The sequence below is a fragment of the uncultured Turicibacter sp. genome, from assembly GCF_938044715.1.
Classification (GTDB): Bacteria; Bacillota_I; Bacilli_A; order MOL361; family Turicibacteraceae; genus Turicibacter; species Turicibacter sanguinis.
On sequence record NZ_CALIOS010000075.1, the window covers coordinates 15,351 to 31,485 of the forward strand.

Below are 16,135 nucleotides of genomic sequence, written 5' to 3' on the forward strand. Positions count from 1 at the left end.
CGCAACAGTTGGTTATATTGATATCGCAGATGCAACTAATCATCTATCTGATTGAACTTTTTGCGAGGTATAAATTCCACTTTTCCCCGCAAATACATAACTAATGACACATGTAATAAAAAGGTATTTAAGATTACCTCCCCCGAATAATTCAAGCCCCATCGCAAAGGAAGCGAGGGGAGTTTTGGTTCCACCACAAAATACACCAATCATTCCAAGTCCCGCTACAAAGGACAGTGGCAAATTAAATAAGGGAGCTAAAAAGTTGCCAAATGTTGCTCCTACAACAAACAGCGGCGTCACTTCTCCACCTTGAAATCCGGTTGCAAGAGTAATAGATGTTAACAATAATTTAATCAAAAATGCATACCCCACAACTGGTGATTCAAATGCTTCTTTTAATAAAGGTAAACTTAATCCTAAATACATTCGATTTCGTATCATTAACATTAATCCAATGATGATTAATCCACCAACGAAACTTTTGACATAACTCTTTTTAAGTTTATCAGAAAATATCTTTTTTAAATAATGCGTTAACTCAGCAAATAATTTGCTCATTAATCCAAATAAGATTGAACACGCCATAACTTTATAAAATAAAAAAGGATTCTGTGATGATAAAGTTTCCATTTCGTAATGACTATGACTCACGTTAAATAGAGTTGAAACATAGGTTCCGATATAGCTCGATAACAAGCAAGGAATAATGGATTCATATCTCATTTTTCCAATGGTACTCACTTCAAGACCGAATATCGTTCCGGCTATTGGCGTTCCAAAGACAACACCAAATCCACTACTGACGCCGCTAATAATCAAAATAGTGGCATCTTCTTTGTTTAAATGAAGGAAATGACTAAGTTTTGAACAAATACTGGCACCAATTTGAACGCCTGTTCCTTCTCTTCCGGCAGATCCCCCAAATAAATGAGTCACAGCGGTTCCTAAAAAAACAAGGGGGGCCATTCTAAAAGGAATCTCTCCCACTCCTTCGTTGATTCGTTCGATAATTAAATTATTCCCTTTAGCAGAATCCTTACCAAATTTTAAATATAAATAACTAACGAAGGCTCCGCCAAATGGTAGTAAATAAAGAAGCCATGGTCGGTGTTCACGTAAGTTTGTAACATACTGTAAACTATTTAAGAAAAACGAAATAAAAATTCCAACAAGGGTGCCCGAAACAATAGCTAATAAGAACCATTTCAAAAAATGTCTTGCAACACTTGCAATGTCTTTAACGTACTCTTGTAATAAATCCATTTCATCACCTCTTGATATATGATTTCCAAAAAAACAAGAAAAAACTCCTCAGATAGGAGTTTTAAAAGTCTTCTGATAACAAATGATTTAGGAAATAATCTCGATTATTAATAAACATCTCAGTGATTTGATAAACTGATGTTTCGGTATAATCACAGGGTTCAATGGTTCCATGATCAAATGATAAAATACTTGCTTCTGGAATAGCCAAAAGAATGGGTGAATGCGTTGCAATAATAAATTGAGCACCACGTTTTGCTAGACGATGTATTTCAATTAATAAGGTGAGTTGGCGTTGAGGAGAAAGTGCGGCTTCTGGTTCATCTAAAATGTAAATTCCATCTGCAGATAATGCCCCCTGTAGAAGGGAAAGAAAACTTTCACCATGTGATTGTTCATGAAATGACTTTCCACCATATCTATCATAGTAAATTTCGATTGGATCATTCCCACGATATTCTTCAGCCTGACTGGCCACATTATAAAAACTTTCAGCTCTAAGAAAATAACTATTTTTCGGACGTTTAATGCCTCGAGTAAAAGAAATAGCTTTATGTAATTCAGAATGTGATTCATACGTAGAGAAGTTATAATTTCGTGTTCCACCTTCTGCACTAAATCCATAGGCAACAGCAATCGCTTCGATTAAAGTCGATTTTCCTGAACCATTCTCTCCTACAAAAAATGTAATGTTGTGATTGAAGGATAGCTGATTAAGTTGATTTAATGCTTTGATATGTCTAACATAACTGTCTTCACCGATCTGACTCCAGTCAATCTTAATATGATTAATAAATCGCTCTTTCATCTTAACATCCACATCCTCGTTTACTTATCTACTGTCATTATAACAAAAAAATCCCTCAAACGATTGGTCTGAGGGATTTAAAAAGGATTTTATCACGATAGTCACTAATAGGGGTCTTATGTTAGGTTAAGTTTTAAAAAAGTTATTTCTATTCAAGTCCTCTAACTTGAATTTCATAAATACGTACAGCTGAATCTGAGTTTTGTGTTGGTTTGATGGCACTAACTCTTACATATTGAGCCTCAACAGCTTTGAAGGTATCAACGGTTGTCGCCGCAGAATTTCTTGTGATATTCACCACTTCTTCAAAGTTTTCTCCATCTTGACTCACTTCAATTGTATAAGCTTTGGTGTTCATTCCATCACTTTCTCCACCCGCTTCGGCATGAGCCATGTACACTTCACTGATTGTCTTTAATTCTCCAAGATCAATCACAATCCAGTGTGGCGCAGTCCCTGTTGCACACCATTTCGTATCAAGTAATCCATCAACCGCAAATTGAGGCGCCTCATTGTTATTTACAAATCCTGACGCTTCTGTCGCTTTTCCTTCTGATAAATTCACAAGTTCTGTTGCAGCATTAGAAACGGTAATAATTTCTTCTTTTGTGACACTGACTTCTCCTGATTTATTTTTAGCAGTTAATGTAACAGTATAGACACCTTCTTCTGCAAAATTGATCGTCGGTGTTACATCTGTACTACTTTCAATATTAGCACCTTTAAATTCCCATACAAATTCTTCAGCATTTTGAGATGAAAGATTTGTAAACGTCACATCATCCCCTGGTGCAACTAATGTTCTTGAAACACTGAACTCAGCTTTTGGCATACTGTTATCAGGCCATTCCATTGTTGCTTTTGCACTTGTTCCTTGCTCTCCTAAGTTATTAACTGCTACAACTTCAAAGTTCGTTTGATTTGACTCACCCTCGCGTGGAAGTGCGTTATAGAAGAATGCAGTTGTTGCAGACGTTCCTAAGAATGATTTTGTTCCATCTTGGTTAATTTGATAAATTTCATAATGTCCATTTGAATCAGCATTTCCTTCCCAAGATAACTTAACTCCAGCATACATTGCATCTTCATCAAATAAATAATCTTCAACTTTTAAATTGCTAGCTGTTGCATTTGTTGCATCAGACTCTCTTGCAATCGTCATATTACCGATGCTTAGTCTTAATCCGCTCACTTCTTCTTTTGAAGAGATAGCATATGAAATATTTTTAATAGCTTTTCCTGATAACTTAGACACATCATAAGATAATGTTGTCCACTCATCCACTGATACTTTTTCTTTAGATTTTAACGTTTCAGTTGTTCCATCATGGAAATCTAACACCAAATCAAAATCAACATTTTCAGATGACTTAATCGCTGTTGTAAATGACACCTTATCTTCAAGTGTTAAATCGGCACTAAATAATTTAATTGTAGATTTTTTTCCTGCTTCCATATTTCCAAGGAGTTTGATTGAGTTTCCACCATAAAAGGCATTTGCGTAATCAATATCGGCACTTAAAGTATTCGCCCCTTCGTTTTCAATCATCCAGCGGTAAGTAGGTAAAACATCTGCCATACTACGGTTATTCCAATCTGTTTCAGACACTTTTTCACCATCAATGAAGAAATTATACCCATGTCCTAAATTGAAGTTCGTCATAAATGGTAACGAATTAACAACGCTTTTCTCAACAATATATGTTGAAACTCCTCGCCATTCACGATCAGTTGCACTTGTTGAAACTGACGGATCTCCATTTTCATTTACCCATAAACGATTTTCTTTGGCATGGAAATCATCAATTGAACTAGCAGAAGCATATGTCCAACTTGGGCAATATAAACCTAAAGATGTATTTCCTGCCTCAAATAATTCCCAGCGAATTGGTGTATTAACTCCATTGGCTTGAACATCAATTCCGGCATAAATAACATTTGGATTAATTCCTAACTCTTGTGCTTTTTGTGTTGAAGCTTCAAGTAAATTTTCTGGTGCTAATGTGTCTGTTGTCCACCAGAAGTTTAAGAACATACTATCGGCAATCATTTCTTGGTTATCACCAACTAAGAAGAATTCATTTTCTTCAGTTAAAGCATTTTGCCAATCCATTTCCCCCTCTTTAGTCATTGAATCATACCACATGATTTCAAGACTATCCCCTGCTTTTGCTTTAAATTCAACAATTAACTCTTTCATTAACTGTGCATGTTCAGGTGTCAGAGGTGTTTCTTCGTTTCCTTCTGTTTCTTGATTGATAAACCATCCATCAAATCCATAAGACTGTGCGACTTCGATTAATTTATCAACAATCGGGAAGCTTCCATTTTCATCTTTTGTTAAGAATTCATCTAACCAAGCCATTTTTCCACCATGTGCTTCCATTGGGAAAAAGACTGTTCCAAGAACCGGAACTCCATTTTTATGAGCAGCATTTGTAACATCAGCCGTTGGAGGAACAATTAACCCCTCACCTGAAGATCCTCCCCAATAAACCATCTTGTCAACATATTGCCAATATGAGAAGACATTTGAAGAAATTTTATTACTTCCTTGAGATGGATTTCCACTTGTACTATTATTCATAATAGAAATCGCAACAACTTCACGCTCTTTGTCTTGCGTTGCGTTAACTGTCTCTAATCTATCTTTACTTACACGGTCTGCTAAGGCGACTGTACTTCTATTATATTCAAAATGCTTATCACTACTTGGCGTCCATTCTAATAATTCAGCTGGGAACCAATGAGGAGCCGTTGCTAAGTTATTCATAATTAATTCTGTGTTTGCAACTTCTGGACTAATGGTATAAATACTTTGAGGTTTTATTTCATGAACTTCCTCAGTTGTACTTTGTCCTTGCTCAACTGAAGCACATCCTACTAGTGCAGTCCCAACCGTAAATGTTAAAAAGACAGGCATTAAAACTTTTGATCCAGTTAGATTTTTCTTTGAAGACTTTTTAATTCTTTTATAACGTGTCATAATGTATTCCCCTTCAAGTATAAATTTAAAAGTTAAAACAAAACATTAAGTTGATTAATCTTTCCTTAATTTAATGCTTGATACTCTACAAGTGCTAAAGCAATTGCACCGACAACGCCAGCTTTTCCACCTAATTGTGCTTTTTCAATTTTACAGTTTTCACGAATAGGTGCAAGGCATCTTGCATTCATTTCTTCATTAATTTTTTCAAAAACGATTGGCCCTCCGTTTGTAACCCCACCGCCAATCACAATTTTATCCGGATCAAAAATATTAGCGCAGTTAGCAACTGCAATTCCTAAATACGATAAAGTTTCAGAAAGAATTTGATTAGCAACTGCATCACCATTTGTTGCTTCAGTGAAAACTTCTTTAGCTGTCACGGTTTCATACTTACTTAACGTTGTTTCCATTCCTGAACTAACACTATCCCTAGCCATTTTTTCAATATAAATTCCTGAACTCATCGATTCGACACATCCACGATTTCCACACCCACATGCTCTACCATTACGATCAACTGTCGAATGTCCAACTTCAAGTGCATTAGATGTACTTCCTCTGTACAGTTTTCCATTTAAAATAGCTCCGCCACCAACACCGGTACTTGCTGTAATATAAACCATATTTTCGCATCCTTTACCAGCTCCGAAAATATATTCACCAAGAGTTGCAGCATTCGCATCATTATCTAAAAAAGTAGGTATTTGAAATTCATTTTTAATCGCTTCAACGACATTAAAATTTCTAATTGGTAAATTAGGAGGTGAAACAATTAATCCATTTTTCACATCTAGTGGACCTGGAGATCCAATTCCAATCGCCTTAATTCTATCTAAATTAATACCTGTTGAAACTTTTTTAATCGAACTAATCATTTTCTCAATAATTTGTTCCGGTCCTTTACTTGCTTCAGTCGGAACAACTTCTTCATTTAAGATTTCCCCGCGTTCATTAGCGATAGCCGTATAAATTTTAGTTCCACCTAAATCGACACCAATATATAGTGGCTCCATATAATCCCCTCACAAATCACATTTTATTTACTTTCTAAGTTATTCGATTGATGTTCACTTATAAAATTAGCTAATGCTCCTATTAGGTTTGCATCTCCTTTATGGGTACAAGCCCCTAAGACAGGTTTAACTTTAGCAATTTCAATTTTTTCTAATAAATAATCGATTTTTTCGTTAATCTTTTCGATGAAATCTTCTCGTTGTGAAATAGCTCCACCGATTAAAATAATTTCTGGATCATAAAAGTACTGCATATTAAAAATTCCTTTAGCCAAGTTTAAATAAAATCGGTCTAAAATATTTTGACAAAATTCATTTCCCTTAGTGGCTTCTTCAAATACTTTAATTCCATCATAGCTATCATCTTGAAAATGGGCTCTGGCTTTTCTAACAAAAGACATTGTTGAAGCAACATTACTGAAATTATAAAACTCTCCATCTCTTTCTTCCATTAACATATAGCCAAATTCTCCACCATGAAGGTTTTTTCCATGATGAATTTTTCCATCATGAATAATAGCTCCACCAAGTCCTGTCCCACAAACTAAAAATAAAACATCACTAAATGATTGACCTGAGCCATTAAACACTTCGGCAAGTGCTGCACAATTCGCATCATTTTCTATACTGATTGGTAAGTTTGTCGCTTCCCCCATAATTTTTTTCCAATTATGACCATGAATGCATGGGATGGCACTTGAACCATTTACCATGCCAGTCTTGGAATCAACAGCGCCTGGTGAACTAATACTAACTCCCGTAACCTTATACTGTTGTTTAGCTTCTTCAACAAAGCTTACTAAACTATTAATCAAACCATTAAAGTCATGATTTACTTCTAGAGAAGTTTTTTCTACTATCTTCCCCTGTAAGTCTAAAACACCAACTTTGATTGCTGTCCCTCCGATATCTATACAAGCTATCACGACATGCTCCTCCTCGACACATTTTGCATGAACTACTTTTTAAAAAGGAGATATTCTCATATCTCCTTTTTATTTTTTAATCCTTACTTAGAAGCTTTCCATTCATCAATTTGTCGTTGCATTTCTTCAATGATTTTATCTAAACCTTGTTGTTTTAATTTAGTATTTAATTTTTCTAAATACTCATCTACATCCACTGATCCACTGTAGATAGTCGCTTTAAACTCTTCTAAAACGTTGTTAACAGCCGCAATTTCTGTTGAAACTGATTTTGAATTGAATTTGAATCCAAGTGCTGGTGATGATTTTGCAGCATCATTGAAATCTTGGAATTCATCCCATTTAGTTTCAGGTTCGTTTTCTGTTACATAAGTAATAAATAAGTTTCCTAAAGAGAAGTAAGGAACGTCATATCCTTTTTTATTAATTAATTTGATTTGATTATCTCCAATTTTTTCATAGTGAACACCTTCAAGACCATAGTTAATCATATTACGGATTGTTGGGTCAGTATTTAATAAGTTTAAGAACTCAATTGCTTTTTCTTTATTTTTTGAGTTAGCAGAAACAGCAACCATTGATCCAGTTGTTGAACCATTTGTAATCCAAGTGTTAGTAATAGGTGTAGAAACAACTCGGTAACCTAAGCTTTCACTCCAGATTTCATCTGCATATGGTTGACCATCCGCTTTTGTTACAAGACGTTTGATTGATTTATCATCTTGAGCTGTTGCAGCATCAGCGTTGATATATCCAGCTTGATAGTATCTTCTTAATGTTTCTAAATCACGTTTCATTTCATCTGTTTCAAACATGTTCATGACTTTTAATTCACCATTGTCATCTAAAGAAATTCCAACAGGATCTACTAATTGATCGAAGAATACTGTATATGAGAATCCTTTTGTGATGTATAAAGGTACAACATCAGGTTCATTTTCTTTAATCACTTTTAACCATGGTTCTAAATCTTCTAACGCATGAATTTCATCGACTGGAATATCATACTTATCAACATACTCCTGAGTGAACACCCACATCGGTGCTACTCCTAATTCTTTTTGAGTTGGAACAGCATAAGTTTTTCCATCTACTTTAGCTCCATCCCAGAATCGTTGGTCGATCGCTTCTTTCATATCTTTTCCTATTGTATCTAAATAAGGATCTAAGTCTAAAAAGGCACCTTTACGAGCATTTCCCAAATAATCTCCTGCCCATGAACATGTGAAGGCTAAGTCAAAATCTTCACCAGAGTTCACGATGACAGACATTTTTTGACTGTAATCATTGAAATCAATGAATGTCATATCTAGATTTACCCCGATTTTTTCTCCTAAATATTCATTCGCTTTTTCAATAACTTGAGCGTAATCTTTTGGTTCCCCTCCAATAGTGTAATACTTTAATGTGGTGATTTTTTCACCATTAGATGAAGTTGAAGATGATGATGATGTTGAGTTTCCACTACATCCAGCTAATAATGCAGTAGCAGCCATCATGCAGGTTGTAAATGAAATAAGTTTTTTAAATTTCATAAATTACTATTCCTCCCCGAACAATATTTAGTAACGCTTACAATTTAATTTTAGTATATATCGCTTTCATTTCATAGTGTAGATTTTCCACATTTACTTAAATAAATCTCACTATTGAAATACAGATTTCATACTTTTAGGGTACCGTTTACACAAACGGATAAAATACTCTATATTCTTCGCAAAAATTTACATAGATATTTAATCACTTCACTAATACGGATTAATTCACTTTCTTTATTTCTTTCCCTCCAAATAATCTGATACTCATAAAACCATCGCTCTATTTTTAGTGCCAAATTGTTAGCTTCACTCACAGGATCAGCATCCTCACGATTAAATTCATGTCTTAACAAATACAAAGAAAAATCATTTAATAGCTCAATGCCTTGAGCTGAAATTAAAAATTCTCTAAAATCTAACTGATTTTCTGATTTGATTTTCGGTAAATAAGTATTAATTTTTCGATAAATTTCTTGAGCCTTTAGAACATCTTCTCTAATTTGTTGTGGATTAAAACGAGTATACTCCTCAATGATAATATCTCGCATTGGAGTATTAAATTTCTCTTTCCACTTCACAATCTCATACCATGTCATCTGCTGACACTCAGATAAATCCGCTAATAATGAAACAATACGACACGATTGATCTCGGTACTCTAATAAAGAAATAGCTTTAAAATGCTCGTCTTTACTTCTTTCATCTAATGGATTCCAGCTAGTGGCAGCTGCATAAATCATCAATGGCATCGAGTTTGCAAACAAATTAAGATGTCCATAATCTCCCCAATCTGTTGTTAAGACCCCCTCGGCTTCATATTTAACCGCATAAGTTACCATTCTTCTAATGTTCTCATATCCTTTGTTCATTAAATTCATTAAATGGTTCCATCCCGCTACACCAGGGCAGACATACTGTGGCATCCCACTTTTTGCAATTTTTTTCGTATCTGTTTCTTCCACTAAATAATCATAATTCCAATTCAAACAAGTTGGGTGTGACTCAATTTTAGATAGTAAATGCTCATACCTTAAAACCACATCTCCCCAAAATAAAACATCTTTATCGTGATTTTTAGCAATTTGAATAATCTTGTTTAAAAACTCAACATAAAGTTCACCATCATTCAATGTATTTAATAAATGATGACTCTTTCCCTTCCCTAAATCAAAGGTTTCATCACAGCCAATATTAAACTTCTTCGAACTAAACAGCGGTAAAACATCCGCCATCATCTTTTCAACAAGCTCTAAACTAGCCTCATTACTCACATCAAGCGTATGATGTGCCATACGATCATAAAACGAAAACCCAGACTCATCATCTAACTCACATAAATGCTTGTAACTCTCACTTCGCAATACCTCATACAAATGCCCAAATAACGCAAATGACGGAACCAATTCCACATGTCGCTTTTGACAATAATCATCTAACAAAAGAATTTCCTCAGCCGTTAACGGATCTTTATCATACCAAATCTCACTAAACCCGGTGAAGGCAAAACTATGCTCAATATAAAGCTGAAGCTGATTTATTTTATAGTGGGCCAGTTTATCAACCAATGACTTTAACGTTTCTAAGGTCGGAACCTTCCCTCGCGTCACATCGTGATAAAAACCACGGTTTCTAAAATAAGGGCAGTCCTTAATTTCAACACCTGATAATTCTAAACCCTCATTCTTAATGATTTGGAGCAACGTTTGAGTCCCATAAAATAACCCTTTTGATGTCGTTGCCTTAATCTCAATATAAGTTTCTTCAATAATTAAATCATATGCTTCTTCCTCTAATCCATCTACTTTAATGAATCGAATGGATGGCGTACTATAATTTCTTTCAAAACATTTTGTCACGCTCAAACGAAACCCGATTAACTCATGAAGTTGTTGCTGTAATAATAAAGCTGACTCTAAATCCTGACTATTACACTGACTCGATAAAATGATTTCAGTATTCGTCCCTAAAAAGAACTTCGTTGCTTCCTTTTTCACATAACTTCTTGGCATTGGTTGTAAATACAAATGACTCATCCCCTTTTATAAAATTGAAATCTGATCCACAAATAAGAATGTTGGCCCCTCACCTGGCAAAATGCTCCACGGTGGACACACTCTTTGATTTTTAGCAAAAACTCTAATATACCTGTAATTCATTGCTTTTTGAACCTGAATATTTGTGACGGCAATCTCTTTTCTTTCAATCGATTCATCACAATTAATCATCTCGATTATCTCAAAGTTTATCCCATCAAGTGACCCCTCGACTAAAACATCTTTGGGATAATAAATCCAGGCACGAGTATCTTGTAAAAAGCCTACTGTTATTTGATTAAACTGTGTTGCCTTTTCTAAATCTACCACAACATCTAAATCATCATGATAGCCAAGCCATGCACCGTCTCGATAATCCTTTGTTCCTTTTTTACCATCAATTAACGTCTCTACTCCATTTGGATTATATTTCTTTATCTCCACCGGTAATGTTTGTCCTTTAATCTTTTTAATCGGTTGAGACTGGAAATAGCCCGCATCTTCTTCCACACTTTCCTTCATTCCATCAACAAAGATTTTAGCCCTAATCTGCCCTTCCTGTGTTAAAACAATCGGTTTTTGATAAAGTAAGGACTGTTTGGTTGGAGGTGTCCCATCTAACGTATAATAAATTTGACCTTCATTATTAGGATTTTTAATCCTAAAAACTTCCGATTCATAAATTCCTGTTAATGATACTTTAGGATCAATGACCGGTTTGAATGCTCGTTTCATAAAATGATTTTGTTTATTTCGAGGCGTATAATCCTCAATCATATTTGAATTTAAAAAAGCTTGCGATACTAAAGACTGCTGTTCACTAAATCTCATTTCTAACCCTTCATTTTCTGAGGCAATGGCTAAATCAAAGTCAGCTAAATTTAAAATTTCACCTTGATCTACAAACAAAGAATAATCAAATTGTTCATGTGTGAAATTGAAAACATTGTTTTTAATCCCTTTTAAAACTGGACAATATTTCATGGCTAATAAAATTCTTGAATGTTCAAACGCCTGATTCGTTTTAATCTGAAGCTTATTTTCTTCACACGTAATCAAGACGCTTATGCCATTATTTAATAGCCAGGTGATTCGGTAATCACAATCATTTAATTTCTCGAAACGAATTGGATTACCTTCAAGTTCCGTTAGTAATCCTTGAGACTTGAGCTCAAAGAACTGAATTTTTGCTCGAACGTCATCTGTACTAAATTGATGCCCATCCACAACAGGTAGCGTATCAAAAATACTTTCTTCTTCCGTTAAGACGTCTTCATAATAGCGTGAGCGATAGTTTTCATTGAAGAGATGTAAATCTCGAATAATTAAGCTGCCATTTTCAAAAAGGAAACTTAATCGATAAAAACGACTATTATACCAAAGGGTTTTTAAATTCTCTTCGGTATTCCAATCTTTTGTGGCCGCATAGGTTGTGACCGGTGTTAGCTGATATTTTCGTTTATACCAAGCGGCGCTTTCAGCTAACGTTTGAATTCTTAACTGATAAGGTTCTTCAATTTCAGCTAGATGTTTCATTTGAAGCTCATATCCTTTTGACATCGTATCCCATAAAAACGTATTTTCTTGTCCTGTTTGAACATATGAAAATCCAATCGTACTTTCCATCACTTGCCTTTGAAAAAACCACTCCACCCAATCTCTATTTTGAGCAATGGTAGCAGCAGGCTCGAGTGTATAAACACCACAGACTGATTTTCTGATTCCATCTTCAAAGGCATAAATCGGATCAGCGCCTAACAATCTGAATATTGGTAAATCTAACTGATGCTCCTTCGTTTGAGCTGGCATGAATTCATTAAATAAACTTGGATAATAGGCCTGGTTATAATATCCTCCTGATAACGTAAAACCATCAGTCCCAATTTGATCGCGACAAATCGCTGCCCCTTCAATCTGATACTTGTCTTTAAAATGTTTTAACGTGACAATATCTATTACCCAAGATCCAACTGTTTTCGGATAATAACCAAAGATAGATTTAAAATCTTCCATGTAAACATCAACCATTTTAATACGTTCTTCTTTTGTATAGGCTAATGAATAGCCTTTATTCACATGGTCATCAACTGGTGTTTCACCTTTCCATTTAACCGAAGCTTTACTGGCTAGTGATTCATCGATTTCCCACCAGCAGGCGATTTCATCAAACTCATCTAAGTTATCTTTTAAGAGCGCCACATAGTTTTCATCCATCAATGCATCATACTTTAACGCATAAGTGGCCGAAAAGCCATAACGTTTCGTTTCTTCAATCTCATACAAAACAGTTTCAAGCTCCTCTTTCACAAACTGGCCTGATGGATAAACTGTTTTTCGAATAAAATTATAAATATTAACAATGGCTACATGCTCCATACAAACTGATTCCCCTCAATTCTCATGATTTTAAAAATAGAAGTATTTCTTACTTGAAATACTTCTATTTTTAAATGTCATTATGATAAATGTGCGAGTGTTAAAATTTCTTTTTTATGTAACTTCATTTCACTTGTAGTTTTTTCTAAGTGTTCTTCTTCTAATAAATCCGTTTTGTATAAGGTATCCTCAGTTTCTAATTTTAGCATCGCTTCTTCATTCGAAACGTTATACCATCTTGTAATGAGTTCATTATTTGAAGTTGAAACCTTTAAAGCAGATGGAACAACCTCTAAGTATTCTCCTTTTAAAAACTGATAGGTTGATGATAATGCCCCCTCTTGTACTGGAAGGCCTGCGCTTAGCCAATCTACTTGATATTGGTAAGCCTCTGTATAAGATTGATAACGTGACTTAGCATCTCCATGAAGAATAATTGCAAATTCTACTTCATGCTCTCCTAAACATTGAGCATCTGGTGTTAAAAATACTCCCCAGTCACCTAATTCACGAACACCACGATGTAATGTCACAGCAATCGTATTAGATTGTTGACCTAACACTTCATATTCATTAAGTCCCTTATTTGCAATCGTCACTCCGGCTGTTTCATCGTGAACATTAATAAAGGCTTGTTGATGTTGAGCATTGCATGGATTCTCCCATACAGCATGTGGGAATGTTTCACGTTTTGCAACCTCAAAAATTGAGTCTGCATAGTGATATGGTGTGTCAATATTCGTTTCAAATAAGACGCGTAATCGATGATCAAGGGCTTGATTATTGAATTTAGTCACAGCTTTAATCACACGATTTTGACGTTCAATTGTGTATAACGTTTCGATTTCAAATGGAATCAGTTCTTCTCCTCGTGAGGCTTTACGGTATTTGAATTCAACTAAGTCTTGAATTTCTTGATCTAAAATTTCATTTGCTTTTGATGGAATCATTAACGTGTGACTAACTTTTACTACCGTACGATAAGATTGATCTTCAACTACTTCAATATTTGCCACACTCTCGCGTGTTGTAATTGGCGTATCATCTTTTGGCATGAAGTGAATGTATTCATTTCCAATATCTCCACAATCTTCAAATATTCCGAAGTTATCATATGTTTTTTCTGTTGCTTTATCGAAAATACGTAATGATCCATTTTCATTAAAGTGAACCGTCATAAATGGTGTTTCAACTGTTAAATTCTCTTGGATTAAAGAAGATTCTCCTTCTTTTACTTCTTTTGTCTCTACAAGTGCGAAACTTTCATATCCAAATGCCGGAATTTCTTGAACTTCTAAGGTCACTTTGACACGTTTTGCAATGTATGGTTGGCGGAAACGATCTTTTGGTAAGTCGTAATTAAAAGCATTCGGTAAAACTTCAATGGTAGCTGGAATTTTATTTCCATGCACATCGACCACTTCATACGTTGGAAGTTGGCGTTCATGCATTTGTTTGACTACTTCAACAACTGGTCCCTCGCTAAAATACATTTTAGCGACTTCAAGTTCTGTTTCAACAACGCCTGAACGATTCCATCCGCTTGTATTTGCAATGACAAATGGTTTAACCTCTTGATTTTCTTTTTTGAATGCCATTGTATTTATTTGGCTAACTAAATAATCCATGCTTTCATCGATGATATGTTTAGCAACCGACTGCACTTTTTCAAAACGAGTCACCATTTCACGATGTACCTCATCGACACTACATCCACAAATACTATCATGAGGATGATTTTCCATTAGCAATTTCCATGCGTATTTAAATAAATGATGTGGATATGGTTTTCCTTCTTTATGCGCAATCGTTGCTAACGGTTCAGCCATTTTTTCAAGCATCATTTGGCACTTAGCATTCATTTGTTTAATATAAATGCGAGCGGAAGCAGTATTAGCTAATGTATACCATCCATCCGTTTGTTGACTACGTAGCTCTCCTGTAATCGTCGTCATATCATCTGCTAATTTTTCATGAAGTGCCTCAATATATTCTTCAAAATTCGAATGCTTGAATTCTACATCTGGATAAAGTTCTTGAGCCGTTTTAATTGCCTGTGATAAATCCGTTTGAACCGGTTGATGGTCACATCCATTCATAAATAAAAGATGTGGGGTACTTGCATATTTCGTTGCGTCTGCTAATTTTTTTTCCCAATATTTTTTAGCTTCTTCTTTATCAACCGGAACTTCAAGCCCATTACTGTACCAGTTCGCAAATAAAATAGCTAATACTTTTGAACCATCCTCTGATTCCCAATACATTTCCGAATAAGGTGATTCATAAGCATCATTATCACTGACCTCATTGTTAAATCCTGTTGGTTTAACACCTCGCCCAAAAACTGCTGTTTCAATTCCAGCCTTTTTTAAAATTTGTGGCGCTTGTCCCATATTTCCAAAAGAATCAGGGAAATATCCAACTTTACAAACTTCCCCATACTCGCGAGCTAAGTCATGCCCCATTTGTAAGTTACGAATATTTGCTTCACTACTTGTTAAAAACTCATCTTGAAGGATGAACCAAGGTCCGACATGAATACGTTTAGCTTCAATTAATTTTTTTAAACGTTCTTTATTTTCTGGTCGAACTTGTAAATAATCTTCAATCAGTAAGGTTTGTCCATCTAAATGGAAACTTTTATAGTCGGGATCCGTCTCTAATGTATTAATTAAAGTATCCATAAATTCAATTAATAACATGTGATGCTTTTCATATGGTAAATACCATTCACGATCCCAATGACTATGTGAAATAATATGCGCTGTTTTCATAACGTTCTCCTTTTTATTCAATCCCTATTTTGTTTTTACTTTATATCCACAATAATCTAAAACTAATTCGCAGAACATGGCATTTGCCCATGAGAACCATTCACGTGTATATTCATTTGGATTATCCACATTAAATCCTTCATGCATTAAACCTGTTCCACCATCCGTGCGCTTAATCACTTCCAATAATTCTTTTTTATAGGCTTGATCTTCACATGTAAGAGCCTGCATTGCTAATGAAATATGCCAAATATAATTAATCGGTGTATGTGGACTTCCAATTCCTTGTGCAGCTGTTCCCTTATAGAAGTAAGGATTCGCTTCACTTAAAATCATTCGACGTGTATTTTGATAGACCTCATCCTCTTCACTCACATAGCCGATATAAGGCATTGATAATAAACTTGGTAAA

General features: G+C 35.0%; 10 protein-coding genes. All 10 read right to left on the reverse strand.

Going from position 1 to position 16,135, the window contains the following annotated elements:
• Positions 1-39: 39 nt before the first annotated feature.
• The gene (locus QWC74_RS08145; RefSeq protein ID WP_006783992.1) at positions 40-1,266 is read right to left on the reverse strand and encodes a voltage-gated chloride channel family protein; all 1,227 of its coding nucleotides are present in this window, start codon (positions 1,264-1,266) and stop codon (positions 40-42) included.
• Between the two features lie 61 nt (positions 1,267-1,327).
• Positions 1,328-2,074, reverse strand: coding sequence for an AAA family ATPase (locus QWC74_RS08150; protein WP_006783991.1), 747 nt, complete (start codon positions 2,072-2,074; stop codon positions 1,328-1,330).
• Between the two features lie 148 nt (positions 2,075-2,222).
• Positions 2,223-5,060 carry a discoidin domain-containing protein gene (locus QWC74_RS08155; protein ID WP_006783990.1) on the reverse strand — a complete coding sequence of 946 codons (2,838 nt, stop codon included), beginning with the start codon at positions 5,058-5,060 and terminating at the stop codon, positions 2,223-2,225.
• 65 nt (positions 5,061-5,125) lie between these two features.
• Complete coding sequence (locus QWC74_RS08160) at positions 5,126-6,076, reverse strand: ROK family protein (protein ID WP_006783989.1); 951 nt, start codon at positions 6,074-6,076, stop codon at positions 5,126-5,128.
• 23 nt (positions 6,077-6,099) lie between these two features.
• Positions 6,100-7,002, reverse strand: coding sequence for an ROK family protein (locus QWC74_RS08165; RefSeq protein ID WP_006783988.1), 903 nt, complete (start codon positions 7,000-7,002; stop codon positions 6,100-6,102).
• Positions 7,003-7,085: 83 nt separating this feature from the next.
• On the reverse strand, positions 7,086-8,537 hold the full coding sequence (locus QWC74_RS08170; protein WP_006783987.1) for an ABC transporter substrate-binding protein: 1,452 nt from the start codon (positions 8,535-8,537) through the stop codon (positions 7,086-7,088).
• A gap of 170 nt (positions 8,538-8,707) precedes the next feature.
• On the reverse strand, positions 8,708-10,564 hold the full coding sequence (locus QWC74_RS08175; RefSeq protein WP_006783986.1) for a glycoside hydrolase family 20 zincin-like fold domain-containing protein: 1,857 nt from the start codon (positions 10,562-10,564) through the stop codon (positions 8,708-8,710).
• Positions 10,565-10,579: 15 nt separating this feature from the next.
• Entirely contained in the window at positions 10,580-12,949 is a 2,370-nt protein-coding gene (locus QWC74_RS08180) for a chitobiase/beta-hexosaminidase C-terminal domain-containing protein (RefSeq protein ID WP_006783985.1), read from the reverse strand.
• A gap of 80 nt (positions 12,950-13,029) precedes the next feature.
• Positions 13,030-15,723: an alpha-mannosidase gene (locus QWC74_RS08185; RefSeq protein ID WP_006783984.1), complete on the reverse strand. Its 2,694-nt coding sequence runs from the start codon at positions 15,721-15,723 to the stop codon at positions 13,030-13,032.
• Between the two features lie 24 nt (positions 15,724-15,747).
• A partial coding sequence (locus tag QWC74_RS08190) for a glycoside hydrolase family 125 protein (RefSeq protein WP_288993973.1) occupies positions 15,748-16,135 on the reverse strand: 388 nt, incomplete at its 5' end.